23 protein-coding genes and 2 pseudogenes are annotated in these 25,768 nt (G+C 70.6%); 4 read left to right on the top strand and 21 right to left on the bottom strand.

The window, feature by feature from the left end:
* Window positions 1–29: 29 nt before the first annotated feature.
* The 3 genes and pseudogenes from ACX114_RS12390 to ACX114_RS12380 form a co-directional block, all read right to left on the bottom strand.
* Window positions 30–476 (bottom strand): annotated as a pseudogene (locus ACX114_RS12390) (hypothetical protein); the annotation flags it as partial.
* Window positions 477–514: 38 nt separating this feature from the next.
* The gene (locus ACX114_RS12385; RefSeq protein WP_459297839.1) at window positions 515–1,297 is read right to left on the bottom strand and encodes a sulfite exporter TauE/SafE family protein; all 783 of its coding nucleotides are present in this window, start codon (window positions 1,295–1,297) and stop codon (window positions 515–517) included.
* Between the two features lie 128 nt (window positions 1,298–1,425).
* Complete coding sequence (locus ACX114_RS12380; RefSeq protein WP_459297837.1) at window positions 1,426–2,322, bottom strand: hypothetical protein; 897 nt, start codon at window positions 2,320–2,322, stop codon at window positions 1,426–1,428.
* A 138-nt stretch (window positions 2,323–2,460) separates the two neighbouring features.
* Here ACX114_RS12380 and ACX114_RS12375 point away from each other — a divergent pair, with 138 nt between their 5' ends.
* On the top strand, window positions 2,461–4,080 hold the full coding sequence (locus tag ACX114_RS12375) for a leucyl aminopeptidase (protein ID WP_459297835.1): 1,620 nt from the start codon (window positions 2,461–2,463) through the stop codon (window positions 4,078–4,080).
* Window positions 4,081–4,161: 81 nt separating this feature from the next.
* Here ACX114_RS12375 and ACX114_RS12370 read toward each other — a convergent pair whose 3' ends face one another.
* The 6 genes from ACX114_RS12370 to ruvB form a co-directional block, all read right to left on the bottom strand.
* Window positions 4,162–4,779, bottom strand: a complete 618-nt coding sequence (locus ACX114_RS12370) for a hypothetical protein (RefSeq protein ID WP_459300136.1) — start codon at window positions 4,777–4,779, stop codon at window positions 4,162–4,164.
* A gap of 126 nt (window positions 4,780–4,905) precedes the next feature.
* On the bottom strand, window positions 4,906–6,144 hold the full coding sequence (locus ACX114_RS12365; RefSeq protein WP_459297833.1) for a DUF4388 domain-containing protein: 1,239 nt from the start codon (window positions 6,142–6,144) through the stop codon (window positions 4,906–4,908).
* 29 nt (window positions 6,145–6,173) lie between these two features.
* Entirely contained in the window at window positions 6,174–7,268 is a 1,095-nt protein-coding gene (locus ACX114_RS12360; RefSeq protein WP_459297831.1) for a thioredoxin domain-containing protein, read from the bottom strand.
* A gap of 56 nt (window positions 7,269–7,324) precedes the next feature.
* Window positions 7,325–8,269, bottom strand: coding sequence for a UDP-3-O-acyl-N-acetylglucosamine deacetylase (lpxC, locus tag ACX114_RS12355; protein WP_206798066.1), 945 nt, complete (start codon window positions 8,267–8,269; stop codon window positions 7,325–7,327).
* A 448-nt stretch (window positions 8,270–8,717) separates the two neighbouring features.
* Window positions 8,718–10,199 carry a hypothetical protein gene (locus ACX114_RS12350; RefSeq protein WP_459297829.1) on the bottom strand — a complete coding sequence of 494 codons (1,482 nt, stop codon included), beginning with the start codon at window positions 10,197–10,199 and terminating at the stop codon, window positions 8,718–8,720.
* A gap of 18 nt (window positions 10,200–10,217) precedes the next feature.
* Complete coding sequence (ruvB, locus tag ACX114_RS12345; protein WP_014395312.1) at window positions 10,218–11,255, bottom strand: Holliday junction branch migration DNA helicase RuvB; 1,038 nt, start codon at window positions 11,253–11,255, stop codon at window positions 10,218–10,220.
* Window positions 11,256–11,374: 119 nt separating this feature from the next.
* Between ruvB and ACX114_RS12340 the strand changes: the two genes are divergently transcribed.
* The gene (locus ACX114_RS12340) at window positions 11,375–12,460 is read left to right on the top strand and encodes an MBL fold metallo-hydrolase (protein WP_459297826.1); all 1,086 of its coding nucleotides are present in this window, start codon (window positions 11,375–11,377) and stop codon (window positions 12,458–12,460) included.
* Between the two features lie 4 nt (window positions 12,461–12,464).
* Here the strand turns inward: ACX114_RS12340 and ACX114_RS12335 are convergent, their stop codons facing one another.
* The 5 genes from ACX114_RS12335 to ACX114_RS12315 form a co-directional block, all read right to left on the bottom strand.
* A complete protein-coding gene (locus ACX114_RS12335) occupies window positions 12,465–13,949 on the bottom strand; it encodes an ELWxxDGT repeat protein (protein ID WP_459297824.1) in 1,485 nt (494 codons plus the stop codon).
* A gap of 287 nt (window positions 13,950–14,236) precedes the next feature.
* Entirely contained in the window at window positions 14,237–14,851 is a 615-nt protein-coding gene (gene ruvA, locus ACX114_RS12330; protein ID WP_459297822.1) for a Holliday junction branch migration protein RuvA, read from the bottom strand.
* Window positions 14,848–15,429 carry a crossover junction endodeoxyribonuclease RuvC gene (ruvC, locus tag ACX114_RS12325; RefSeq protein ID WP_459297820.1) on the bottom strand — a complete coding sequence of 194 codons (582 nt, stop codon included), beginning with the start codon at window positions 15,427–15,429 and terminating at the stop codon, window positions 14,848–14,850. The genes ruvA and ruvC overlap by 4 nt, the downstream gene beginning before the upstream one ends.
* A gap of 36 nt (window positions 15,430–15,465) precedes the next feature.
* Complete coding sequence (locus tag ACX114_RS12320; RefSeq protein ID WP_459297818.1) at window positions 15,466–16,215, bottom strand: YebC/PmpR family DNA-binding transcriptional regulator; 750 nt, start codon at window positions 16,213–16,215, stop codon at window positions 15,466–15,468.
* An 87-nt stretch (window positions 16,216–16,302) separates the two neighbouring features.
* Window positions 16,303–17,442: a response regulator gene (locus tag ACX114_RS12315; RefSeq protein ID WP_459297816.1), complete on the bottom strand. Its 1,140-nt coding sequence runs from the start codon at window positions 17,440–17,442 to the stop codon at window positions 16,303–16,305.
* Between the two features lie 106 nt (window positions 17,443–17,548).
* On the opposite strand from ACX114_RS12315, the gene ACX114_RS12310 reads away from it, so the two are divergent.
* A complete protein-coding gene (locus ACX114_RS12310) occupies window positions 17,549–18,208 on the top strand; it encodes a hypothetical protein (RefSeq protein ID WP_459297814.1) in 660 nt (219 codons plus the stop codon).
* A 7-nt stretch (window positions 18,209–18,215) separates the two neighbouring features.
* Here the strand turns inward: ACX114_RS12310 and ACX114_RS12305 are convergent, their stop codons facing one another.
* The 4 genes and pseudogenes from ACX114_RS12305 to ACX114_RS12290 form a co-directional block, all read right to left on the bottom strand.
* The gene (locus ACX114_RS12305) at window positions 18,216–18,473 is read right to left on the bottom strand and encodes a hypothetical protein (protein WP_199746896.1); all 258 of its coding nucleotides are present in this window, start codon (window positions 18,471–18,473) and stop codon (window positions 18,216–18,218) included.
* A gap of 6 nt (window positions 18,474–18,479) precedes the next feature.
* Window positions 18,480–19,337 carry an Fpg/Nei family DNA glycosylase gene (locus ACX114_RS12300; protein ID WP_459297812.1) on the bottom strand — a complete coding sequence of 286 codons (858 nt, stop codon included), beginning with the start codon at window positions 19,335–19,337 and terminating at the stop codon, window positions 18,480–18,482.
* A 137-nt stretch (window positions 19,338–19,474) separates the two neighbouring features.
* Window positions 19,475–20,491 (bottom strand): RNA 3'-terminal phosphate cyclase, encoded by a 1,017-nt coding sequence (gene rtcA, locus ACX114_RS12295; RefSeq protein ID WP_459297810.1) that lies wholly within the window; start codon window positions 20,489–20,491, stop codon window positions 19,475–19,477.
* Window positions 20,492–20,677: 186 nt separating this feature from the next.
* Window positions 20,678–21,912, bottom strand: a pseudogene (locus tag ACX114_RS12290) (RtcB family protein).
* A 147-nt stretch (window positions 21,913–22,059) separates the two neighbouring features.
* Between ACX114_RS12290 and rtcR the strand changes: the two are divergent.
* Window positions 22,060–23,688 carry an RNA repair transcriptional activator RtcR gene (rtcR, locus tag ACX114_RS12285; protein ID WP_459297808.1) on the top strand — a complete coding sequence of 543 codons (1,629 nt, stop codon included), beginning with the start codon at window positions 22,060–22,062 and terminating at the stop codon, window positions 23,686–23,688.
* A 43-nt stretch (window positions 23,689–23,731) separates the two neighbouring features.
* Here rtcR and ACX114_RS12280 read toward each other — a convergent pair whose 3' ends face one another.
* From ACX114_RS12280 to ACX114_RS12270, 3 genes are all read right to left on the bottom strand, one after another.
* Window positions 23,732–24,010, bottom strand: a complete 279-nt coding sequence (locus ACX114_RS12280) for a hypothetical protein (protein ID WP_459297806.1) — start codon at window positions 24,008–24,010, stop codon at window positions 23,732–23,734.
* Between the two features lie 103 nt (window positions 24,011–24,113).
* Entirely contained in the window at window positions 24,114–24,743 is a 630-nt protein-coding gene (locus ACX114_RS12275) for a hypothetical protein (RefSeq protein WP_459297804.1), read from the bottom strand.
* A gap of 2 nt (window positions 24,744–24,745) precedes the next feature.
* Complete coding sequence (locus tag ACX114_RS12270; RefSeq protein ID WP_459297802.1) at window positions 24,746–25,765, bottom strand: hypothetical protein; 1,020 nt, start codon at window positions 25,763–25,765, stop codon at window positions 24,746–24,748.
* Window positions 25,766–25,768 lie beyond the last annotated feature (3 nt).

Genomic DNA, 25,768 nt, shown 5'->3' with positions numbered 1-25,768 from the left:
GTCTTCCTTCGCGTCCGACTTCGATTCGAGGCCTGGAAGCCCGCGCCCACCGCCAGCGCGAGCAACCCGATGACGCCCGCGGCGATGGCGGCGTAACGCCACTCGCCGCGCAGGCCCAGCAGCGTGCCCGCCATCGCCAGCCGCGCCACCGGCGTCACCAGCAGCATGGACGCCGCGCCCTTGCGCAACAGGTCGATGGCCACGTGCACGGACTCGTCGCGTGGCAATAACTCCAGCGCGAGCGACGTGACGAACATGCAGCCGCTGGTGATGGCCCCGGTGCGCAGCACGCGGGCAATCCATCGTTCCCCGGCGGCGAGCCGCCTCCCCCACCGGCGCTCGCGTGGGAGCACCTCCGGCTGGGTGATGGGCTCCTGCGGGAGCTCGTCGTGGAGTTCCTCATGGAACTCCGGGTCCAACGCCACCGACGTCGCCTGCGCGTTGCGACGTGGCGGTCCAGCCTCCGGCACCATCATCGACGGATGGACCCCGGGTAGTTCAGGCTCCGCTTCACTCATTTCCATACGCTCGGCCACAGCCCCTCCCCTCCCTTCCACAACATCTGTCCGGCCACAATCAGCAGGACCGCCGCGAAGAGCTTCTTCAGCACCGCGGTCGGCGTCCTCATCATCAGCTTGCTGCCCACGGATGCTCCGGCCAGCACCCCTACGACCAACGGCGCCACGAGCCCGAGATTCAATTGGCCGCGCCACGCGTACGCGGCGACGCTCGCCGCGCCGGTGACCCCCACCATCAGGTTGCTGGTGGCGCTGGCGACCTTGAAGGGCACGCGCATGCCGTAGGTCATCAGCGGCACCTTCAGCGGGCCACCGCCCACGCCCAGCAGCGCGGACAGCCCACCCGCCACGAAGGAGCCGGAGATGCCCAGCGGGTAGTTGCCGGGCTCGTAGTTGGCCGCCGTCGAAGGCTCCTGGACGGGGCGGCGCATCAGCAGCATCTGAAGGGAAACGAAGAGCGTGAAGAGGCCGAACACCACGGCCACCATCGCCTCCGCGACGAAGGCCGCCACCAGGCCCCCGACGATGGCGCCCATCACCGTCGCCAGCTCCAGGGTGAGCCCCAGCCGCAGGTCACTCAGTTTGTTCTCCACGTAGCTGGCGGCGGCGGCGCAGGAGTTGGCCACCACGCACATCAGGCTCGCGGGGACGGCCTGCTCCAGCGGGATTCCGAATCCCAACACCAGGACGGGGACCAGGACGATGCCGCCCCCGATGCCCAGGAGCGCCCCCAACCCACCCGCCAACACACCCGCCGCCATGAGGAGCAAGACCGTCATTCCCTATCGAGGATAGGAGGCACTCCCCGCTTCGGATAGCGCCACATCCCCGAGGGCAACCTGCTCGATCGGTTGGATGCCCTGCACGCGGACACGGCACCGGGACGCGGGCCGTGTGGATCCGTTCACTACGCGGCGGTGGCGCCCAGCGTTCCCTCTGGAAACTCCTCCAGGAAGCGCGCGCGCGTGCGCGGCGTGTAGGTGCCGCGCGCCATGTAGCCGTGCAGTCTGCGAATCAGCCCGCGCGTCACTTCCAGCGCGGCGTCCAGCTCCACGGCGAAGTCAAAGTGATCATTGCGGTACAGCTCCTGGAAGGAGAGCTGCGAGTACGCCGGAAGGGCCCGCATGCGGCCGAGCGGACTGGAGAGGAAGAGCCCGGAGACGTAGAGCCCGCGCACCCAGCCATCCAGCTCCGCCTTGGTGGGGGCCTGTCCCACGCGGTCCTGCGACGCCAGGCGCACCAGCTCGTAGATGCCCCGGCCAATGCCTCGCAGGGGGATGCCGGAGCTCTTCACCACCTGGAACTTCTCGCGGATGCGGGCGGTGCCCACGCCGTCCGTGCCGTCCTGCTGGCGCAGGAAGAAGAGCGTCTGGGCCCACTCCACCTGACGCCGTGCGTCCCAGGTCCGCTCGCCCTTGCGGCGGTGGCGCAGCACCAGTTGGTCCACCAGCGGGTGGAGGCGCCGGTCCAGGCTCAGGTGCGTGAAGTACCCCGCGAGGATGGCCAGGCCAGCCTCGGTGCCCACGAGGGCGCCGGAGGCGACGAGCTCCGCCATCTTCAGGCCCAGGCCCACCGGGGCGCGCTCGTGGTACAGCCGCGCGAAGGGGGGCCAGCCGGTGTCCGGCTGCATCATCACGCCCAGGCCCCCGCGCACGCCGGCGCACAGCGGCAGGTCCGGCAGCGCCGCGCCGAAGCGCGCGTACGGCAGGTCCTCTGACAAGGCGCGCACCCAGTCGGCGGGGAGGCCGTCCGGATGGGCGGCCAACCGTTCGATGGCCGTCAGATGCAGCAACAGGGTGGGCATTGGGAGTCCACAGCTATCCAGCGCGCCGGGGCAATGCAATGCCGGAGTGGCAACCAGCGCTTTGCGAGCAACACGCGGCGCGTCTACAGTCGCGCCCCTCGGATCACCCCCTCCCTCAGCACAGGAGTCCACGTCGCCATGCAATTCAGTCTCGTCTCCGGTGAAGCCGCGCCGGTGAGCGGTGAGCTGCTCGTCATCCCCCTCTTCGAGGGCGAGCTGGGTGATTCCGCCCCCGCGCCGCTGACGGCCGCGGACGCGGCGCTGGACGGCAAGCTGCGCGCCGCCGCCACCCAGGAGGGCTTCAAGGGCAAGGTGGACCAGTCCTTCCTCGTGCACACGCTGGGGAAGCTGGGCGCGGACCGCGTCCTGCTCCTGGGCCTGGGCAACCGCGCGCGCTTCCAGCCGGAGGTGCTGCGGCTGGCCGCGGGCCGCGCGGCGAAGACGGCGCAGCGGCTGAAGGCGACCGCCATCGGCTTCCGCGTGCCCGCCACGGAGGACGCGGCGATGGCCGTGCGCGCGGTGGTGGAGGGCCTGGAGCTGGGCGTCTACCGCTTCGACAAGTACAAGTCCTCCGCGCGCGAGGACAAGGGCGCCCCCAAGCTGAAGAGCGCCACGCTGTCGCTGCCGGAGGGCACGGAGAAGTCGCGCGCGCTGGACGACGCGCTCCACCTGGGCCTGAAGCTGGCGGAGGCCGTCAACTGGGCGCGCGACCTGGTCAACGAGCCCCCCAACGTGGTGACGCCCACGAAGCTCGCGCAGGCCGCGCAGCAGGCCGCCAAGGAGGGCGGGCTCACCGCGGAGATTGGCGGGCGCAAGGAGATTGAACGCCTGAACATGGGCATGTTCCTGGGCGTCACCGCCGGCAGCGTGCAGGAGCCGCGGCTCATCCACCTGGTCTACACGCCGAAGAACGCGAAGGACGCCCGGCGCGCCCCGCTGGCGCTGGTGGGCAAGGCCATCACGTTCGACTCGGGCGGCCTGTCGCTCAAGCCCACCGAGGGCATGGTGGAGATGAAGACGGACATGGCCGGCTCCGCGGCGGTGCTGGCCGCGATGAAGGTCATCGGCTCCGTGGTGAAGCCGCCCTTCCCCGTGCACGCCTTCATTGGCGCGTGCGAGAACATGCCGTCCGGCACGGCGTACAAGCCCGGCGACATCCTCACCGCGCGCTCCGGCAAGACGGTGGAGATCACCAACACGGACGCGGAGGGCCGCCTGGTGCTGGGCGACATGCTCACCTGGGCCGGCGAGCACGAGCCGTCCGCCATCATCGACCTGGCGACGCTCACGGGCGCGTGCATGGTGGCGCTGGGCAACTACATCGTGGGCGCCTTCGGCGACGACGACGACACGGTGAACAGCGTGCTCACCGCCGCGCGCGCCGCGGGCGAGGAGATGTGGCGCCTGCCCGTCAGCGACCTGCAGAAGGACGCGCTGCGCTCTGAAGTGGCGGACATGAAGAACTCCGGCGAGCGCTGGGGCGGCGCCATCAACGCGGCCCTCTTCCTCAAGGAGTTCGTGGGCGACACGCCCTGGGTGCACCTGGATATCGCCGGTCCGTCCAACAGCCCCAAGGAGCGCGGCTACCTCAACAAGGGCGGCACGGGCGTGGGCGCGCGCACCCTGGTGGAGCTGGTGCGCCGCAAGGCCGCGGAGGTCGCCTCGCAGCCGGAGCCCGTGAAGGCCGAGGCCCCCGCGAAGACGCCGAAGGCCGCCAAGGCTCCGAAGGCCGCCAAGGGCAAGCCGGCCCGCGCTTAAGTCCCCGCGCAAGTCGACGTGGGGTTTCACGGGCCTCGGGCCCCCACGCTTCAGCGGCGTGGGGCCTGGGGCCTTCCCATTTCAGGGCGTCCGGGGCGTTGAACGCACGGCCACGCTCGGCTCCGGGAGCGGACGGACGCCCGCCATCAGGGCGTCCACGCTCTCCGTGATGCCCGCGGTGGCCTCCGTGGGCCAGGTGGCCAGCATCATCAGCACGCGGCCGGAGTTGCCCTCGCGCACGGCCACCTTGCCGCGCACGCCCTCGCCCACCTGGAAGTCGAACCCCACCGCGTTGTCCGACAGCGCGATGGGCTGCGGGTCGGTGGTGGTGAAGCCCGGCTGCTGGCGCAGCCCCTGCGTCAGCCGCTCCGCGAACTGCACGGGCGTGGCCACGCCGGGCGCCACCTGGAGCACCACCTGCGCGCCCGTCACGCGGTGGCGCAGGATGACGGGGATCGCCAGCCCCTCCGGGGTGCGCTCGTTCGTCTCGTCCAGCTGCCACTCCGCCGTGGGCCGGATGATCTCGAAGCCCAGGTCCTCGTCCACGTAGCGCCGCGTGGTGGACGCGACGACGGACTCGTCCGAAGCCGTGCCGGAGCCGCCCGTGCCGGGCTCCGCCTTCGTCACCGCCGTCCGGGACGCGCCGCACGCCGTGCTCAGCAGAAGCACACCCCAACCCAACATCCGCATCGCGCCCATGTCGCTCGTCCCCCGCCAGCCACCAGCCGTGGGGAGGAACGTGGACACCCACCTCCGGGCCCGCCAGGGGCACACGGGGGCGGTGTGCGCTGTCAGACGGTGGAAACTTCCCGCGAGGGCCCTGCCTTACGTCAGGCCGCCCTGGAGGGTGCGGTAGGTGTTGGCCAGCCGCTCCGCCACGTCCGCTGGCAGCACGTTGCGCGCGGAGAACAGCGCGTAGGACACGAACGCGTCCAGCGCCTCCAGCGCCATGGCCCGGCCCACCGCCTCACCGCCGCTGGTGGACACGTTGGCGCGCAGCCGGGCCACGTCCACGCGTCCGTCCGGCCCCAGCGTGACGCCGTGGTAGGCCTCCTCCAGGCCCGGCGGCGGCGACTCCACGAAGCCGCGCAGGAGGTCCACGTCGCGGCCCGCCTCGCGCAGCGCGCGGTGCACCAGCGACAAGAGGAGGTTGTAGCGCTCCTCCGCGGACAACAGCTCCCAGGCCATGCCCTCCACCGCGGGGCCCGGGGCCGGAGTGGGCTCCGCGGCCCGGACGGCCAGGTGGCCGCCGCGCACCGCCTCCTCCACGCCGCTGTAGAAGGCGTACTGGCTGCCCGCGTAGGCGGCCCGGAGCGCGCCCAGCGTCGTGCCCTCGCCCAGCTTCGCGAACAGGGCCTCCTCGCCGGGCAGCGCGCCCTGGGGGCCGGGCGTCACGCGCATGTCGTCCGGGAAGCGGCGGCGCAGGCGGCCCGTCTCCTCCGCGCGCTTGATGCCGGTGAGCACCAGGTCGCGCGTGCGCTCCGGCAGCTTCACCGCGTCCACCGCCGGGGCCTTCGCCTCCAGGAAGAGGAAGCTGCCCTCCACCATCTCGAAGAGGTTGAGCACCACCTCGCGCACCACGAAGGTCATCGCGCTGTAGAGGCTGGCCTCGGAGACGATGCCCTGCGACGTGAGCACCTGGCCGATGCGCCGCGCGGGCGTCACCTGCGCCAGGGCCTGGGTGAGCCGTGCTTCCGTCAGGAGCCCCAGCCGCACCATCACCGCGCCCAGGCGCTCCCAGCGCTCGCTGGAGGTGGCGAAGACGACCTGTCCGTCGCGGAAGGCCACCGTGCGGCGCACGCCGCCGTGCTGCACGACGAGCTGGCCGGTGCGGATGCCCGAGAGGATCTGGGCAAATACTTCCTCGACCGAGAGCGTCCCCAGGCTGCCGGCGAAGAAGCCGGCCGCGCCGTGGGATTCCGGGAGGAGCACCAGCCCCTCCGGCGCCAGGAAGTGCGCCGAAAGGGGCCGGGTGGGAGAGACGACGGCGGCGAGCGGCCGCTCCAGTTCGAGCGAAGCCGCCTCACCGCTCACGCGGGGCGTGGCCCTGGGTTTGGACGCCACCGCATCCCTCCCTGCAGGCGCTGCGAGGACTACTTCGCGCCCTTCAGCTCCGCGTCGATGATGCTCTTGAACTCGTCCAGGGGCTGCGCGCCCGACAGCATGATGCCGTTGATGAAGAACGCCGGCGTGCCGCTGACGCCCACCTTGGAGCCGTCCGCCATGTCCGCCTTCACCTGAGCGGCCTTCTCGCCGGAGTCGAGGCAGGTGTTGAACTTGGCCGTGTCCAGCTTCAGCTCGCCCGCGTACTTCTTCAGGTCATCCACGCCCAGCGCCTTCTGGTTGGCGAAGAGCTTGTCGTGCATCTCCCAGAACTTGCCCTGCTCGTTCGCGCACAGCGAGGCCTCGGCGGCCTTCTGCGCCTGCTGGTGGAAGTCCAGCGGGAACTGGCGGAACACCAGGCGCACCTTGTCGCCGTACTGCTTCGTCACCTCGTCCACCGTGCCGATGGCGCGGCTGCAGAACGGGCACTGGAAGTCGCTGAACTCCACGATGGTGACCGGCGCGCTCTCCGGGCCCTTCGCCGGGCCGGTGGCGGCCACCTGCTTGCGCTCCGCGGGCGGGCGCGGGGGCTCGGGCAGCTCGTACTTCACGTTGGCGCCCGCGCGCAGCGAGTCGAAGAACTTCTGGGCCTGCTCCTGCTTCTGCTGGCCGGACAGGAAGTCCACGATCTGCGGCTTCATCTGCTCGTAGGTCGCGCCCGGGGGCAGCTGGCCCTTGGCGCCCTCGAAGACCTCCTTGATCTTCTCTTCCGGAGGCGCGGGGATCTTGTCGTCGATCTCCGCCTTGAGCAGCTGGTCCTCGGTGATGCCGCGCTTGGTCGCCTCGGCCTTCACCAGGCGCTCCGTGACGAGCCCCTCCAGGCCGCGCTTGCGCAGCTGGAACTTCTGCTTGTCCAGGTTCGCCAGCGGCTCCTTGATGCGCTCGTTCAGCTCACCGAAGGTGACCTTCTCGTTGTTGCCGAAGGTGGCCACCACGGTGTCCGGCGCCGGCTCGGAGGCGTTGGCCGCCTGGGCCTGCGCGGAGGGCGCCTGGGCATTGGCCGGCGCCTTCTCCTTGTTGCAGCCGGCGGTGAGGGATGCCGCGAGGAGAGCGGCCAGGGCGATGCGAGTAGAGCGCATGGACATAGCCCGCCGACTTAATAGAGGTCCCCGGGACTGGCAAGGAATTGCCAGTCCAGTGTTCAGGCGACCAGGGGCTCCAACTCCAACGCGCCCGCGAGGCTCGCGCGGCCCGGCTCACGCCCTTCCACGTCGCGGCGGCGCGCGGTGACGATGTCGAAGCTGGAGGGGTCCGCCAGCACCTTGCGCACCAGTTTGTGATTGAGCGCGTGGCCCGTCTTGAACGCCGTCATGTGGCCAATGACAGGCCGGCCGAACAGCGACACGTCGCCGATGGCGTCCAAAATCTTGTGGCGCACGAACTCGTCCGGGAAGCGCAGGCCGTCCGGGTTGAGGATGGCGGCCTCGTCCACGACGACGGCGTTCTCCAGCGAGCCGCCGCGCGCCAGGCCCAGCGTCTTGAGCTTCTCCACGTCGCGCAGGAAGCCGAAGGTGCGGGCGCGCGAGATTTCACGCGAGAAGCCCCGGTCGTTCACGTCCACGTCGAACGACTGGCCCTGGATGACGGGGTGCTCGAAGTCGATGGTGCAGCTGATGCGGAAGCGACGGGCGGGGGTGAGCGAGGCCTGCTTGTCGCCGTCCTGCACCACCACGCTCTTCTTGATGACCAGGTACTCGCGCGGCGCGTCCAGCTCGTGCGACCCGGCCTCCATGATGGCGTGGGTGAAGGGCGCCGCGCTGCCGTCCATGATGGGCACTTCCGGCCCGTCCAGCTCCGCGCGCACGTTGTCGATGCCCAGCGCCGCCAGCGCGGACATCAGGTGCTCCACCGTGCCCACCTTCACGCCGTCCCGGCCCAGGGTGGTGGCCAGCGACGTGTCCACCACGTACTCCGCCAGCGCGGGGATGCTCACCGGGCGCGCCAGGTCCGTGCGCACGAAGACGATGCCATGCCCCGCGGGCGCGGGCTTCAGGGTCAGCGTCACGGGCAACCCGGAGTGGAGCCCCACGCCGCGGCAGATGGCCGGCTGGGAGAGGGTGCGCTGGAAGTCGTTGAGCTGGAGCATGTCGGTGTCGCCTCTAGGGACTGCTTCGTACTGACATACGCGGGGTATGGCCCCGTCAGGCCGTTCCACGGCGGTCTGACGCGCTGCACATAGGAGCAATCAACATGCCACGCGGCCGTGACACAAGAATTGCCTGAAGGGGAGGCCCTGCCCTTCCCAACCCCCTGGAACTGCTCGCGCACGGTCCGCCGGGACGGGGGATGGACCTGACCGAAGTCCGGACACCCCTCTTGGGAAACCCACCACTGCTCCTCCCACCGTGACAGCGATGTCCGGAATTCATCCTTCGAACTCCGGGGCCCCCGAATGGTTTCGAACCAACCGGGAGTGCGTGTCACCCACGTGACAGGGGCGCGTCTCTATCGCAGGCGAGTGCCCGGAAGCAAACGCACATCCCGGACATACCGGGAGTCCGGGGCTTGACGGGAATCGTGACTGGGAGGGTGGGTCAGCGGGCAGGCGGCAGGAAGCGATCGCGCAGGGCTTCCGCGTCCGGCCGGTCGAAGCCGCGGCCCTGGAGGAGCGAGCGGCGGCTGACGGCGTGGAAGGTGGTCTCCAGCGTCTGTGAAAACCGCCGGAGGTCCTCCGCCAGGCGGCTGCGGATGCCGGGGCCTTCCGGGGGCCAGGGCAACTCCACCAGCAGCGAGGTGAAGCGGTCGAAGGCGTCGTAGTCCGCGTAGCGCAGCAACTGGTAGCCGCCGTCGTGGAAGTAGTCGAGGAACGACTTGAGGGCCTCCAGCACGCGCTCGGCGGCGGTCACGTCCTCCGCGCGCAGGTGGCTTTCGGCGGCGCGGCACAGCTGGGCGTAGACCCACAGGTCCTTGCGCAGGCGCAGCGCGGCGTCCTGGGCGCTGGTGAGGTGGGCGAAGGCCTCATCCCCCAGCGAGCCGTTGGGGGCCAGCGCGTCCACCAGCGCGACGATCTGCTGGCGCAACAGCGTGGTGAAGGCCTCCGCGGCGCGCAGGGGGGCGGCGGGGTCGCGGTCCAGGTCCACCAGCACCTCGCGGGAGATGCGGTCCGTCTCGCGGGCCAGGTCTCGCGCGGCGCGCAGCGTGGCGGCCTGCAGGTGCTTGGGGCCGGCCTTGGGGGACAGCTCCGTGTGCAGGTAGCTGGCCACGGCGGAGACCTCGCCGCGCACCAGCGACAGGAGCACGCGCACGCGGCGCGGCACGGGCGGCTGCGACTCCGGATCCACGTGCGTCAGGTAGTGCAGCACGCGGAAGAGGCCCAGGAACGCGGTGGTGAAGAGCGGCCGCGTGTCCTGGGGCAGCGTGCCCAGGACATCCAAGAGGCGCACGGAGCGCAGCCGGTCGTACTCGACGCGGAACTCCAGCGGGCGGAAGGGGCGGAAGTAGCGGTTGAGGACGATCTCCCGCAGCGTCAGCTTGCCCACGTCCTGGAACAGCGACAGGCCGATGAGCGGCAGCTGGAGCAGGTTGTCGAGCAGGTTCTTCAGCGCGTCGAACGCCTCGCGCACGACGAAGAGGCTCTCCGGCGGGGTCTCCTGATCCAGCTCCTCTTCGATGAGCAGCCGGCGCACGCGGTCGTCCGCGAGCTGGGTCTCCACGTACTTGCGGAAGACCATCTTCGGGTCGCTGTCCGGGTCCTGCAGGTGCCGGGCGACGCGCACGGCGCGCTCCATGGCGTCGCGCACGTCCACCAGCTCCTCGTGGAAGTCGCGCGTGACGAGCGGCCGGGCGCGGGCGTCCACCACGGCGTTGTGGAGGTTCAGGTAGCGCTCCACGGCGCGCAGCCACATCTCGAACTCGAAGAGCAGCTCCTCGCGGCCCTCCACCGGGACGCCGCGCAGCCAGCGCTCGCGTTCAGCGAGGAAGCCCGCGCGCGTGGCCTGCGAGGCGCGCATCAGGTCGCCGTAGTAGTCGCGGGGACTGGGGAGGACCGTGGGCACGGCGGCGGGGGCTTGGCTCATGGCGGGACGGGGTGCGGGTTAGAAGAGCGCCCCTTGTGGGGAGCTGGGGGGCGGCGTCTTCTTGAAGTACTGGTAGGTGCGCAGCGTGGCGGTGCGGCCGCGGGGCGTGCGCATGAGGAAGCCCTCCTGCATGAGGAAGGGCTCGTAGACGTCCTCGATGGTGTCGCGCTGTTCGCCCACGCTCGCGGCGATGGTCTCCACGCCCACCGGGCCGCCGCCGAACTTCTCCAGGATGGTGAGGAGGATCTTGCGGTCCATCGCGTCCAGGCCGCTGGCGTCCACGCCCAGGCGGCTCAGCGAGTCGTGCGCCAGGTCGTAGGTGATGCGGCCGTTGCCCTCCACCTGGGCGAAGTCGCGCAGGCGGCGCAAGAGGCGGTTCGCGATGCGGGGCGTGCCGCGCGAGCGGGTGGAGACCTCGCGGCTGGCGGCGCGGTCCATGGGCACGCCGAGGATGCGCGCGGAGCGGTCGAGGATCTGCTCCAGGAACTTCGGCTCGTAGTACTCCAGGCGGTCCTGGATCTGGAAGCGGTCGCGCAGCGGGGACGTGAGCAGGCCCGTGCGCGTGGTGGCGCCCACCAGCGTGAAGGGCGGCAGGTCGATCTTCATCGCGCGGGCTGCGGGCCCGGTGTCGATGGTGATGTCCAGCCGGAAGTCCTCCATCGCCGGGTAGAGGTACTCCTCCACGGCGGCGTTGAGGCGGTGGATCTCGTCGATGAAGAGGATGTCCCGCTCGTTGAGATTGGTGAGCAGGCCCGCCAGGTCGCCCTTCTTCTCCAGCGCGGGGCCGCTGGTGACGTGGATGCCCACGCCCAATTCGTTCGCGATGATGTGCGCGAGCGACGTCTTGCCCAGGCCCGGGGGGCCGGAGAACAGACAGTGGTCCAGCGCGTCACCCCGGCTCCGGGCCGCGGCCACGTAAACCTTGAGCTTTTCGACGACCGTCCCCTGCCCCACGTACTCGTCGAAGGTGCGTGGGCGCAGGGAGGCCTCCAACCGGATGTCTTCCGGCTGAACATCTCCCGAGAGGGTGTCGTCGGACTTCCTCGCCATCGCCATTCCGACCCTATACAGCGAAGGGGGCGCGTGTCGCTGCCCTTCTGGCGGCGCTAGACTCGGAGTGGCACGCCGACCGGCCAGCCAGGGGGCTCGTCCCCCTGCCCGAAGGGAGTCGCGTCATGATTTCCGCTTCCGCCCCGTTCCGTCCCCTGCCCCTCCTGCCCGAGGCCCGCGCCGAGCGTTCGCCCGGCCCCCGCCTCCAGAAGCTGCGCCGCGCCGCGCAGGAGGCCCGCGAGGCCTTCGTCCGGGAAGGCCCGGTGGCGGCGGTGGCCACCTGCGACCTCATCACGTTCCCCTACCCCACGCTGTTCGCCTTCAGCGGGGCGGCGCTGTCCCCGGCGCCCTACGTGATGATGACCAACCGGATGCAGGTGGTGCAGTTCGCGGAGGCCGGCACCGGCCAGCGGCGCACCCTGCTCTTCAACCCCACGGACTACGAGCGGGGCCACGCGGCGCCCTTCTACCGCGCGCTGCGCGAGCGCTACGGCGCCTTCCTCTCCGACAAGGTGATGTCCACCCGCCACGGCACGGTGCAGGGCTACCTGGAGCAGCTGGGGCTGACGCCGTCGGACGTGGACTACCTGGCCTTCGACCACCTGCACATCCAGGACTTGCGCGGCTGGCTGGGCGGTGACGGCGCGCCGCCCGTCTTCCCCCGGGCGAAGCTGCTGGTGCAGCGCGCGGAGTGGACCATGGTGAAGCACCTGCACCCCATGCAGCACGTGTGGTTCGTGCCCGGCGGCGCGGACATCCCGGACGAGCGCGTGGTGCTGCTGGACGGCGACACGTGGCTGGGCCAGGGCGCGGCGCTGCTCAGCACGCCCGGCCACACGCAGGGGAACATGTCCCTGGCGGTGGCCACCGCGAACGAAGTGTTCGTGGTGAGCGAGAACGGCGTGAGCACGGAGAGCTACACGCCGCTATTGTCGCGCATCCCCGGCGTGCGCCGCTTCGCGGAGCAGATGGGCTGGGAGGTGGTGCTCAACGGCAACACGCGCGAGGACTCGCTGGAGCAGTACGCGTCCATGGTGGTGGAGAAGCTCTTCGCGGGCCCGTCCGCGCATGACGCGTCGTTCATCAACTTCCACCCGTCCTCGCTGCTCACCGCGCACCTGCTGGCCCCGGGCCTGGGGCCCACCGTGGTGCTGCCCGCGCCGAACACGGGCGGGCTGCACCCCACGCCCGCGGTGCGGCGCGCGGCGTAGGTCCTCAGGGCTCCAGGAGGGCGCAGCGGGCCGCGGGGAGGAAGGGCAGCGCCCAGGGTTCCTCCCCCTGTCCCGGGTCCGTGGCGAGGAAGAAGACGGAGCTGCCCGCGCGCACGAAGCCGTGGGGGTTCGCGTCCAGCCCCGCGGGCGCGATGTCGCGCATCGGGTCCACGCGGCCCGGTTCGCCGTTGGAGTACCAGCCCTCGCGGCCCCGGCCGGCCGTCGTCGCGGAGAAGAAGAGCCACCCGTCCACCACCGCGAAGGACGTGGGAGTGCTGCCCTCGGGCCCCGGCTCCACGTCCTGCACCAGCACCGTGCCCTGCGCCGTGCCGTTGGAGCTCCACAGCTCGCGGCCGTGCACGCCGTCATCCGCGGAGAAGTACAGCCGCCCATCCAGCACCGTCAGCCCGGAGGGCAGCGAGCCCAGGGGCCCTTGCCGCACGTCCTTCACCAGGCGGGTGCCCAGGAGCGTGCCGTCGCTCTTCCACAGCTCGCCGCCGTGGAACAGGTCCCCGGGCTCGCCGAAGAAGCCCTCCGCGCCGGCCATGAAGTACACGGCGCTGCCCAGCGGCGTGAGCTCCGACGGGTAGTCCCCCGCGAAGTGCATCAACGGGAAGGTGAGGAAGGGCTGGCCCCGCGTCACCCAGAGGTCCGCCTCGCCGAAGCCCACGTCCACGAGGAAGAAGAGGCGGTCCTTCCCCGCCGGAGTCAGCGCGAAGACGACGGACTGATCCGGGGCGCGGAAGAGCACCCGCGAGGTTCCGGAGCTCGCGTCCACCACCCACAGCGTCACCGCGTCGCCGTACGCCACCAGCGCGAGCTTCCCGTTCCACTCCGTCAGGTCGTCCAGGACCAGCGAGCCCGGCCCGCGCGCGAACTCCTGCGTGAGCTGCGTGCCCGTCGCCGTGCCGTCCGTGCTCCACAACTCCCGGCCGCGCACGCCGTCATCCGCGGTGAAGTACAGCCGGCTGCCCACCACCGTCAGCCCGTCCGGCGCGCTGCCCTGCGCCCCGCGCCGGATGTCCGCCACCAGCACCGTGCCCTTCTCGGTGCCGTCCGACAGCCACAGCTCCGGCCCGTGCGCGCCGTCATCCGCGACGAAGAAGAGCCGCCCGCCCATCCGCGTGAGGAAGCGCGGCGTGCCGCCGTACGCTCCGGGCCGCACGTCCTTCACCCGGCGCGCGACCGTGGCGTTCCCATCCGTCACCCACAGCTCGCGGCCGGACACGCCATCATCCGCGGCGTAGAAGACCTGCCCGCCCACCTCCACCAGCGTCTCCGGCGCCGAGCCCTCCGCGCCGCGCCGGACGTCCCCGACGAGCCGCGCCGAAGGACCACACGGCTGCGCGCCTCCAGAAGCCACCGAGTCCAGCGCCGCCGCCACCTCATCCACCGCCGGCACGTCCTCGCCTTCGACCCCGCCGCACCCCACCCCGATGACACCGGAGAGCAACACCACGACGACCGGAACACCACGCCACGCCGCCATGACACACGCCTCCTCGGCGCGGCGGGGCCCTTTCGGGACCACCGCACCTGGGCTGGAAATTGATGTTTGCAGCGGAATGGGCCAGCTCATGGCCGGCCAGGATTGCTCAGGGGTGTCAGACCGTGAGCGGCGTGGATCCCCAGATGACGGCAGGCGAACGCCAGGAGCGTTCGCCGTGCGACGACAGTGGATTCCTACAGGAAAAAGCCTTGCGCGTATTTTCCGAGGATTTCACGCCCCCTGAAGCACCGCGTCTCGCCCTGGAGGGCGAAAGCGATGTCCGGAGGTCACGGGCTGGAGCGCAGGGCCTTGAGGGCCTCGCGGAAGAGTGCCTGGAAGGAGGCGTCCGGGCCCAGCTGCGCGATGACGACGTCCGCGGCCTTCTCCGCCTGGGGCTGCTTGTAGCCCAGGTTGAGCAGCGCGGAGACGAGGTCCGCCTTGTTGCCGGAGGTGACGGGCGCGCGCGGGGTGGTGCCCTTCGCGATGCCCTCCGAGTGGAGGTTGCGCACCTTCTCCTTGAGCTCCAGGACGAGCCGCTCGGCGGTCTTCTTGCCCACGCCGTGGATCTTCGCGAGCCGGCTCGTCTCACCGCGCGACAGCGCCGCGATGAGCTCGCCCACCTCCATGCCGGACATCACGCCCAGGGCCATGCGCGGACCGACGCGGGACACGGTGTTGAGCAGTTGGAAGAGCTCCTCCTCCGCGGGGGAGAGGAACCCGAAGAGCTCGAAGGCGTCCTCGCGCACCACGGTGCGGATGCGCAGGTCCACCGGCTGGCCGTCCGCGGGCAGCTTGCCCAGCGACACGGTGGACAGGTTCACGCGGTAGCCCACGCCGTTCACGTCGACGACGGCGTCTTCAGCACCCTTCTCCAACACGTTGCCACGCAGCCGGGCGATCATCGGCGGGTCTCCGGGCGCTGGTAGGCGGACGACAGGCGGTCCGCGAGCACCGACGCGGCCCCCTTGCGCTTGCCGTTGCCGGGAGCGCTGGCGCGGGGCATGCCCACGCGGAACTGGTTCAAGTGGCACAGCGCGACGGCGAGCGCGTCGCTGGCATCCGCGCGCTCCAGCGTCGCCTCATCCACGCCGAGCAGCGTGCGCACCATGCGCGCCACGGCGTCCTTGCCGCCCGCGCCGCTGGCGCCCACGGACTTCTTCACGCTGGCGGGGGCGTACTCGTGCACGGGCAGGCCCGCCTGCGCGGCGGCGAGCAGCGCCACGCCACGCGCGTGGCCCAGCACCAGGGCGCTTCTGGCGTTGCGGAAGGTGAAGAGGCCCTCCACCGCCACGGCCTCCGGCTGGTAGCGCCCGAGCGCGGCGCTCAAGGCGGCGTGCAGGTCTTTCAGGCGTTCAGCGAGGGGCGCGGACTCCACCACCTTGATGACGCCATGGCCCAGGTGCACGAGCTTGCCCTTCTTCTCCTCCACCACCCCGAAGCCCATGAAGCGGCTGCCAGGGTCCACGCCGAGTACCCGCACCGGCCCGTTCCTTTCCCACGCGCCCTTGCCGGGGCGTTACGTGGACAGCGACTCCATCAGGGACTCGTCGATTTCGAAGTTGGCGTGCACGTGCTGCACGTCGTCGTTGTCGTCGAGCGCGTCCATCAGCTTCAACAGGCGCTTCGCGTTGTCGCCTTCCACCTTCACGGTGTTCTGCGGCACGAAGGTCCACTTCTGCTCGCCCAGGGGCAGGCCCGCGGCCTCCAGCTTCGCGCCCACCGCGTGCAGGTCCGCCGGGGCGGTGCGCACCTCGAAGCCGTCCGGCCCCTGGTCCACGACGTCCTCGGCGCCTGCGTCCAGGGCCTGCTCCATCACCTGGTCCTCGGTGGGGCCGGGCTTCACGGTGATGACGCCCTTCTTGTGGAACATCCAGCCCACGGCGCCCTCCGCGCCCATGTTCCCGCCGTAGTTGCTCAGGAGGTTGCGCACGTCGCTGGCGGAGCGGTTCCGGTTGTCCGTGAGGCACTCGATGATGAGCGCGACGCCGCCGGGGCCATAGCCCTCGTACGTCACCTCTTCGTAGGACTCGCCGGCCAGCTCGCCCGTGCCCTTCTTGATGGCGCGCTCGATGGTGTCGCGCGGGATGTTCGACTCGCGCGCCTGGGCCACGGCCACGCGCAGGCGGGCGTTGCTGGACGGGTCACCGCCGCCCAGGCGCGCGGCGACGGTCATCTCCTTGATGGCCTTGGAGTAGAGCTTGCCCTTGGCCACGCCCAGGACGGCATTCCGGCGTTTGAGTTTCGACCAGCGGTTGTGACCGGACATGGCGGCGGCTTCGGCGAGAGGTGGACGGGCGTTCAGCCCGTGGCGCTCCCGGCCTTGTGCCCCGAGCAGGCCGCCCGAGTCAAACCCTCACGACGCGTCCGGCCCGGGCTCCGACCCGGAATCGGGAGCCAGGACGGGCTCGAAGAGGCGGGGCGGCCCCGCGGACTCCCGGGCGCGCTCGCGCTCCTCCACCAGGATGGCGGGCACCAGCACGCCCAGCATGAACAGGCGGGTCGCCGCCTCGTAGGCCAGGGCCTCCGGGAAGCGGCACTCCAGCAGCATCGCGCGCACGGTGCGCCGCCCGTCGAAGAGGCGCACCACCTGCTCCACGTCCTCCGGCAGGGAGGGCAGCTCCTGCGACAGCCGGTTGAAGTCCACCGTGAGCCGCGCCGCCAGGGGGAGGCCCTTGACGCGCAGCTGTTCGAAGCGCTCCAGGCCCGGCACCACCTGCTCGCACAGGAACGCGCGGTCCATGGAGAAGCTGCCCCGCTGGAGCTCCGGGCCGAACGTCACCGTGTACGCGCCCGTGCCGAAGCACAGCAGGCGCCGGAACGCGAGGCTGCCGCGCTCGCCGTGGAAGGCCGCGTCCACCACCAGGCCATGGCGGAAGAAGAGCGCGCCCGAGTCCTCCGACAGCACCACCCGCCCCGAGCGCACGCCGGACAGGAGGGCGCGCACCAGCGCCCCGAGCGGCAGGGTCGAGGTGTGCGCGTCGTAGACGTCCTCCTCGCCGCGCCGTCCCGCCTTGAGCCGCGCGAGCACCGCCACGTCGCGCGCGTCCACCGGCTCCACCAGGTACTCGTCCGCGCCCACGCCCGCGGCGAGGTCGCGGTGGAACTCCTCCGCGTACTTCGCCACCAGCAGCACCGGCAGGTGCGCGCACTTCGGGTCCGCGCGGAGCACGCCGCAAAGGCTGAAGCCGTCACCGTCCGGCAGGTCTGCGTCGATGATGACCAGCCGGGGCAACTCGTCCTTCGAATCCGTGGGCGCCACGTCCGGCAGCGTCCCGCCCGCCTCCAGGCCCAGCCGCTCCAGCGCCGCGCGGGCCCCATCCACGAGCACCGGCTCGAAGCCCTCGCGGGCGAGCGCCGCCGCGACCGCGGGCCGCGCCGTCTCCCCCACGAGCAGCACCCAACCTCCGCTCCCACCCGGCAGGTCGAGTGCGTCACGACCTCCCGAGGGCGTGGAGGTTTCAGGAGGCGGTGCGGCGTGCAGGTAGGCAACCATGGATTCCCCATTCTTCCAGGGAACCCGGCCGAATGTACAACCTGCCCCCAAGTCCCTGGATTCGTTGGGTTTTGGCCAGGCTGCAAGCCAAGCTAGGGTGCGCGCCATGACGCGCCTCGGACCGCTGCTCGCCCTCCTCGTCCTGCCCACCCTCGCCTCCGCCCAGGACGCCGACGTCTCCTTCTCGCAGGAGGACCCGCTGGGCTCCGTGGTGGCTCCGGTGATGCTGCCCGCGGGGGCGACGGCGCTCTATGGCTACACGGGCGCGCCGGAGGTGGGCCTGGGGTTCCGGCAGGGCCTGGGCGCGCTGGAGGTGGAGGCGCGGGCGCGCTTCGACTGGTTCAAGCTGGGCGCGTCACTGGAGCTCGTGGGCCGCAAGGAGGTGGTGCGGAGCGGCAGGTTCGGGCTGGCGCCGACGCTGGGCGTGGGCTTGGTGCTCAACTCCGGCTCCACGTACATGGACGACGACAACTTCTCCGGCGTGCTGGTGCGCATCCTGCCGGGGATGGTGGCGGGCTACCGCGTGGCGGACACCGTGGCGGTACTGGGCCTGGTGGACCTGCCCATCGACCTGGGGCTCACGGGCGAAAAGCAGCGGCGCTTCCAGGCGCTGGGCGGCCTTGGCGTGGAGGTCTACCTGGGTGGCAACCTGTCGCTGCTCGCGGCGGGACAGGTGGGCGTGGAGACGTTCCAGGAGCGCGCGGGCGCGGGCCAGACGCGGCTGGGGCTCACCGGGCGCGTGGGCCTGGGGACGCGGCTCTTCTAGAAGTCCCCTAGAAGTCCGGTGGCGGGCTCTGGCGCGGCGTGCCCATCAGCTCCAGCGCGCGCATCGCGACGCGGATGAGCGTCTGGGCGCACGGCTCGCAGCCTCCACCGCAGCAGTGCGGCCAGCGGCCTTCAGGGTCGCGCAGGAGCGGGCGCACGCTGGACTGGTAGTAGCTGGGGAACTGGAGCTCTTCGCTCGCGCGCGCGAGCGCGTCATCGAGCGACAGGGGCGAGGGGGCGGGAACGTCGGACACACTCCCGTTCATACCAGCTCAGAGCAGTGACGTCTGCGCCGGGGCCTCGGTCGAGGCGCCGTCCGCGGGCTGGCAGTGCGAACACCAGTGCGTGTTGCGGCCGCCAATGCGCAGGTGAGACACGGGCGTGGCGCAGCGGGGACAGGGTGCTCCCGTCTTGCCGAAGATGTTGCGCCGGTGCTTCGCCTGTCCCTGCACGCCGAACAGGTCGCGCTGCGTGCCGCGCAACCGCAGGCCCTCTTCCAGCACGTCGCGGATGCCCTGGTGCAGCCGGACGAGCTCCGCCGGAGACAGGGACGACGCCAGCCGCCGCGGGTCGATGCCCGCGACCCACATGCTCTCGTCCGCGTCGCGGTTGCCCAGCCCCGCGAGCACGCGCTGGTTCAGGAGCACCGTCTTGAGCGCACTGCGCCTGCGGCGAAGCAGCTTCGCCAGGACCTCTGGAGTGAAGGTCTCACCCAGCGCCTCCGGCCCCAGCTCCTCCAGCTTGAGCTGCGAGGACAGCAGCGCCGTGGGCCCCAGCGCCACGCGCGCGTAGCCCAACGTGTCCGTGAGCTGGAGCTCTTCGTTGCCCTCCAGCGTGAGCACGACGAGCGTCGAGGGAGGCCGTTCGCTTCCCACGGGCCGCAGCTGCAACTCCCCCCAGAGCATGAAGTGCAGCGCGAGCGTCTGCCCGTCATCCAGCGTGAGCAGCATGAACTTCGCGCGCCGCTCGGCCGCGAGCACCTTGCGGCCCGTGAGGTTCTGGATGAAGTCCGGCGGCGAGGCGAAGCGCACCGCCGCGGGCATCAGGACCTCCGCGCCCACGAAGCGCCGGCCCACGACGGCCTGCTTCAGGTCTCGGACGATGATTTCGACTTCAGGGACTTCCGCCACGGGCAGCCTCCCCCACGGGTCACAACGTAGGAAGGCTGCGAGGTAACGTCATGGGTTGCGTTCCGCTGAACGCGCGCCTCGTCCGACCGCCGGGCGTCCGGCCGGACAAGGGGGCACCGCCCTGCCCCATCCCCACGTCAGGCGCGCACCGTCACCTCATGGACGTCGCGCTCCAGCTCCCGCACGTCCACCTTCACGTCGAGGAAGTGCGCCATCGTCTCGCGCTGCGTGAGCGAATGGCTGTCCAGCGCCACCGTGCGGAAGTGGCCGCCCTTCGCCAGGGCACACAGCAAGAGGAGCTGATCACACAGGTGTTCGCCCACGGGCACGCCCGCGTCCAGGTAGCGCTTCACCTTCGCGGCCACCTCCTCGCCCACGGTCTCCGCGCGCTTGCCGCGCTCACCGAAGCCGGTGAAGACCTCCGTCACGTGTTCGCTCTCCACTTCGACGCGCAGCACGTTGCCCGGACCGTAGGAGCGCTTGAGCTCTTCCGGCCGCTGCTGATCCGGCCGCAGCTTCAGCACGGCGGCCACGGTGTCCAGCTCGCGCTTCGCCACGTCGAACGGGATGGCCGCCACCTGGGCCACGACCTCCGTGCGCAGCACCCGGCCGCGCTCCAGCAACTGGAGCGGCTGGAGCTTCGCGGGCTGGATGTCCACGCGGAAGCGGCCACCACCGGCCGGATAGAAGCCGGGACGATCCAGCGTCACGTCCACGCGCGGGCCCATGCGGCGCAGGAGCGGCAGGTACGTCTTCTCCAGGAAGTCGAACGGCGGCGCCGCCGGGTTGTGCGTCCCGCCCTCCAGCATCAGCGTGGAGGCCCCTTCCGCGTGCAGGAGCGCGGGCAGCACCGTCTGGAGCACCAGCGTCGCGCTGCCCGCCGAGCCCACCGCGAAGTGGTAGTTGCCCGCGGACAACGCGCGCGGATGGAAGGACAGCTGCTTGGAGCCCAGCTCCGCGCCCGTCACCTCCGCGGCGCCCACGGTCTCCGCGGCCTTGAGCGCGGTGAGGTGCTGACGCAGCAGGCCCGGCTTGGCGCGGCCCGCGCGCACGTTGACCATCTCGAACGGCGTGCCCGTCACTAGCGACAGCGCCAGCGCGGTGCGCAGCACCTGGCCGCCCCCTTCCCCCTGTGAACCATCGATGCGAACCATGTGCGTGGTGCTCCTTTGCGCGCTCGCGGACGGATGCAGCATCCCATCCCTGATTACAAAAAATAGCGGCGCCCGCTCCCCCACCCTTAACGGCCGCTTTCGCGGACCTCTTGGGGGGAACGGGCGCCTCGGTGTCTTCATCCCGGCATGAGCACCTCCGCGGGGCGACGGGTGGGACTGCTTCGGCTATCCCTTCACGCACACCACCTGCTTCAGCGTGTGGACGACCTCCACCAGGTCCGCCTGCGCGGCCATCACGGCGTCAATGGGCTTGTACGCGGCCGGCGTCTCGTCAATCACGTCCACGTCCTTGCGGCACTCCACGCCCGCGGTCGCCTTCGCGTGGTCCTCCAGCGTGAAGCGCTTCTTCGCCGCTTCGCGCGACATCACCCGGCCCGCGCCGTGGCTGCACGAGTGGAAGGCATCCGCGTTTCCCTTCCCGCGGACGATGTAGGAACGGGCCCCCATGCTGCCGGGGATGATTCCCATGTCGCCCTCGCGCGCCCGCACCGCGCCCTTGCGGGTCACGAAGCAGTTCTTTCCGAAGTGGTGCTCGCGCGAGATGTAGTTGTGGTGGCAGTTCACCGCGGACTCGGACAGCTCGAACGGAGGCAGCTCACCGCTCGCCTTCAGGGCCTCCACCGCCGAGTGCAGCATGAGCTCGCGGTTCATCGCCGCGAAGTCCTGCGCCCAGCTCACCGCGAAGACGTAGTCCTCGAAGTGCTCCGTTCCTTCCGGCAGGTACGCCAGGTCCGCGTCCGGCAGGTGGATGAAGAAGCGCTCCATGTCCTGCTTCGCCAGCTCGATGAAGTGGCTTCCGATGCGGTTACCCACGCCGCGCGACCCCGAGTGCAGCATCAGCCACACGCCATCCGACTCATCGACGCACAGCTCGATGAAGTGGTTACCCGTTCCCAGCGTTCCCAGGTGCGCCAGCTCCGGCCCGCGGCCGATGCGAGGATGCTTCGCGACAATCTGGGCGTACCCTTCCGCCAGGCGGTCCACGCGGCGGTATGCGTCACGGGCGAGTCCTTCCACGCGCCACGGTCATTCCGGCCGCCGTTGTCCGTACGGCCGTGCGGCACGGCCGCCTCGATGGCCGAGCGCACCCCGCGCAGCGAGTCCGGCAGCTGATCCGCGCGCAGCGTCGTGCGCACGGCGATCATCCCGCATCCGATGTCCACGCCCACCGCCGCCGGCACCACCGCGCCCACCGTGGGCACCACGCTCCCGACCGTCGCGCCGTAACCGCGGTGCACGTCCGGCATCACGGCGACCCACTTGTGGATGAAGGGCAGGCCACGGAGGTTGCGAAGCTGCTTCTTCGCCTCGTCCTCGAACGGCACCCCCACCGTCCACGCCTTGATGGGGCGGCCCGCTTCGTCCGACAGCACCTCGTAGTTCGCATTCATGCGGTCCATGGCTCTGCACCTTTCGGTCGTTCGACGCGGGCTCTGTGTCCCGGTCACGTGGGGGAGCTAGAGCAGCCGGCGTGCCAACGCCGTTCCCGAGGGAAACCACCGGGGCAGGCTGGAAATCCGTATCCCATGGGATAAATACCTATCCTGATGGCTCAAAAGGCGAAGGCGCGGCGGACGGTCGTCATCGGGATGCTGGGGACGACGCTGGACACGGGGATGGGGGCGCAGCGCTGGGCGCGATGGCGGCCCACGGTGTCGCTGTGTCAGCAGGAGGACCTGCTGGTGCACCGGCTGGAGCTGCTGCACCCGCCCCATGGGACGTCGCTGGCGGCGGTCATCCGGGACGACATCGCGCAGGTGTCTCCGGAGACGGAGGTGCGGCTCACGTCACTGCCCATCCGGGATCCGTGGAACCTGGAGGAGACCTACGGCGCGCTCCTGGACCACGTGCGCGCGAGCTCCTTCCATCCGGAGGAAGAGGACTACCTGGTGCACATCACCACGGGCACGCACATCGCGCAGATCTGCATGTTCCTCCTGGTGGAGAGCCGGCTGATTCCGGGCCGGCTGGTGCAGACGTCCCCTGGCAAGGGGAAGGAGCACGGGGCGGTGGGCACGCACGCCATCATCGACCTGGACCTGTCGAACTACGACACGCTGGCGGCGCGCTTCCGGCAACAGCAGCGCGAAGGCCTGTCATTCCTCAAGTCCGGCATCGACACGCGCAACGCCGCCTTCAACCGGCTCATCGAGCGGATCGAGCAGGTGGCGGTGCAGTCCCGTGCGCCGCTGCTGCTGACGGGGCCCACGGGCGCGGGCAAGTCACAGCTCGCGAAGCGCATCTACGCGCTGAAGAAGGCGCGCAACCAGGTGACGGGACCGTTCGTGGACTTGAACTGCGCCACGCTGCGCGGTGACGGCGCCATGTCCACGCTCTTCGGCCACGTGAAGGGCGCGTTCACGGGCGCGGTGGGAGACCGGCCCGGACTGATGCGGCAGGCGAACGGCGGCGTGCTCTTCCTGGACGAGATTGGAGAGCTGGGCGCGGACGAGCAGGCCATGTTGCTGCGCGCGCTGGAGGACAAGCGGTTCCTGCCGGTGGGCGCGGACAAGGAGGCGGAGAGCGACTTCCAGCTCATCGCGGGGACGAACCGCGACCTCCAACTGGACGTGGAGCGAGGGCGGTTTCGCGAGGACCTGCTCGCGCGCATCAACCTGTGGACCTTCCGGCTGCCTGCGCTGCGCGAGCGTCCAGAGGACATCGCGCCCAACCTGCAATACGAACTGGATCAAGCGTCCCAGACACTGGGGACGCGGGTGACGATGAGCAAGGAAGCGCAGGAGCACTTCCTGCGCTTCGCCACGTCCCCCGAAGGCCGGTGGAGCGGCAACTTCCGCGACCTCAACGCGGCGGTGCTGCGCATGTCCACGCTGGCGGCCGGTGGGCGCATGACGCGCGACGTGGTGGACGAGGAACTGGACCGCCTGAGAGCGCAGTGGCGGCCCGCGGGCGCGGCGACATCAGCGGGAGAAGACGTGCTGGTGGAGGTGATGGGTGCCACGCGCGCGGCGGAGCTGGACCGATTCGACCGCGTGCAGCTCGCGGACGTGGTGACGGTGTGCCGCTCCGCGCGCTCGTTGTCCGACGCGGGCCGGATGTTGTTCGCGCAGTCGCGTGCGCAGAAGAAGAGCGTCAACGACGCGGACCGGCTCCGGAAGTACCTGGCGCGCTTCGGGCTGGCCTGGGCCGACGTGAGCGGTCGCGACGCGGAGTGAGGCGGACCCGGCCCCATCCTGGCGACCGGGCCGCGCTCGCGACTCAGCAGGGCAACCAGGGGCCTACGCCGCGGTTGCACGAGTCGTAGCAGATGGAGATGGCCGCGGCGCACTGCTCATACGTCACCTGACACTGAGCCGGGCACCACGAGGAGGCCTGGTAGCACTCATCCACGCACGAAACCGAGGCCTGGGTGACGGACTCGCGCTCCGTCGCCTCCGGGCTCACCGGCTCTGCTTCGGGCGCACCACCGCCGCAGGCGAGGAGGGACAACGCGGACAGCGTGGCCAGGACACACGAGCGGAGGAAACGAGCCTGCATGGGATGCTCCGTGGACAGAGGAGGACCGCGCCCCGCGGCGTAGTCCGGCGGCCCGAGGAGCCGCATTCCTCGGGCCGCGTTTCCATCCCCCTGGGGTCCGGCCTTAGCGGAAGGCGTCCGCCACGGCCCGGCATTGCTTCGTGGCCAGTGCCTCATCGGGCACCCGGACCGTCCCGTCATCGGGAGAGGACGGGACGGGCGCGTTCGCTCCGCCCAGCCACGCGGGTGGCACCGTGCACTCGACGGTGAGCGGTCCTTCGAACGTCGCGCGCACGCTTCCGTCCTTCATCCGGACCTCACCCTTCGCCTGCTTCCCGGTGACGGTCAGCTCCAGGGTGCCCTCGTCCATCATCATCTCGGGCCCCCTGGCCACCTGGGAGTCCACCACCGCGAGGCCCGGGCCCAGCGCCGTCTGCGGGATGATCCGAGCAGTGGCGTGCTTCGACGTCACGAACTTCTCATCCACCGCCATGCGGAAGCGCCAGGTCCCCCCGTCGTCCGATTGCGCGCTCAGCGCGACCAGCCACAAGGTCACGGGCGGTTCCCCCAGGAAGTCGGCGCTGAACCGCACGGACGGGGCTGAATAGGTGCCCTCAACCGTGCGCACGGTGGCCGCGCCTCGCGGCTGCGGACGCTCCGCCGCCGTGAGGGCATCACGCGACGCCACCCGCTCTTCCTTCGGCTTCGCGCAGGCGCTCAGCAGCAGCGCCGCCATCACGGCCCCGTGCCGCATGCTCAGCACCCTACCCGCAGGACCATGGCGCTGACGGTGGTGTTGTCGTTCTCCTTCAGCTCGTCCACCGTGCCCGCCGGATCCATGTCCAGATAGACGTAGTACGTGGTGAACGGCAGCGTCGTCGGCACCGTGAAGCCCAGCGAGTAGATGCCCTCCGAGAACGCTCCCAGCGAGTGGTTGAACGTGGCCACCACGTTGGTGGACTCGTAGTAGCCATTCGGCGGCGCGGTCGGGCTCAGGCGCACGCGCATCCCGTAGGACGTCGCGGCCGCGTTGCCCATGTTGCCCACGTAGAACTTCGCGCTCTGCACCGTGCCCCGGCACACCGTCTTCGTGCCGGCCGGATCCAGCGTCTGCGCCACGTCCCCCACCACGCCCATGGCGGACGGCAGCAGGTTCGACTTCGTCACCGAATAGCCATACAGCGTGTTCATGCCCTGCGCGTTCGTGGGCCACAGCGTGGAGGACTCGTAGCCGCCCGTCACCAGGTGCGGCGGCGAGGTGCGCAGGATGCTGTGCCCGCCCTCGTGCTTGAAGCCGAAGAAGTGCCCCGCCTCGTGCACGAACGTGCTCCGGCCCGACGTGCCGAACGCCTCACCGGTGCGCGGCGTGAAGTCCAGGTCGCTGGCGATGCAGATGTCCGCCTCGTCGATGCCGTTGCTCCCGATGAAGCACAGGCCCACGACGGAGTACGTCACGCCGTTGTTCCCGTCGATGGCCGCCCGGTCACACAGGCCGATCTCGTTCTGCCCGTCGCTGTGGTCCAGCGAGCAGTCCGTCGCCGCGTTCACGTTGAAGCCACTGACGATGTGAGACAGGTCGTCCCACTGCCTCAAGCCGTTCCAGTACGCCGAGTTGACGTTGCCGGAGTCCGGGATGCTGCACCGGTTCCGGTACACGACCGGCCCGCTGTACCACTTCACCGGCGTCCCGTTGCACGTGTCCCAGGCGGCGGCGCCCGCCTCCATGCCACCCAGCACCAGCGCGGCGACGATGCCCACGAATGTCGTTGTCTTCATGGC

This window comes from Corallococcus sp. M7 (assembly GCF_054512695.1).
Note: the sequence above shows the minus strand (reverse complement) of the source record. Positions and strands in the feature narration are given on the sequence as shown.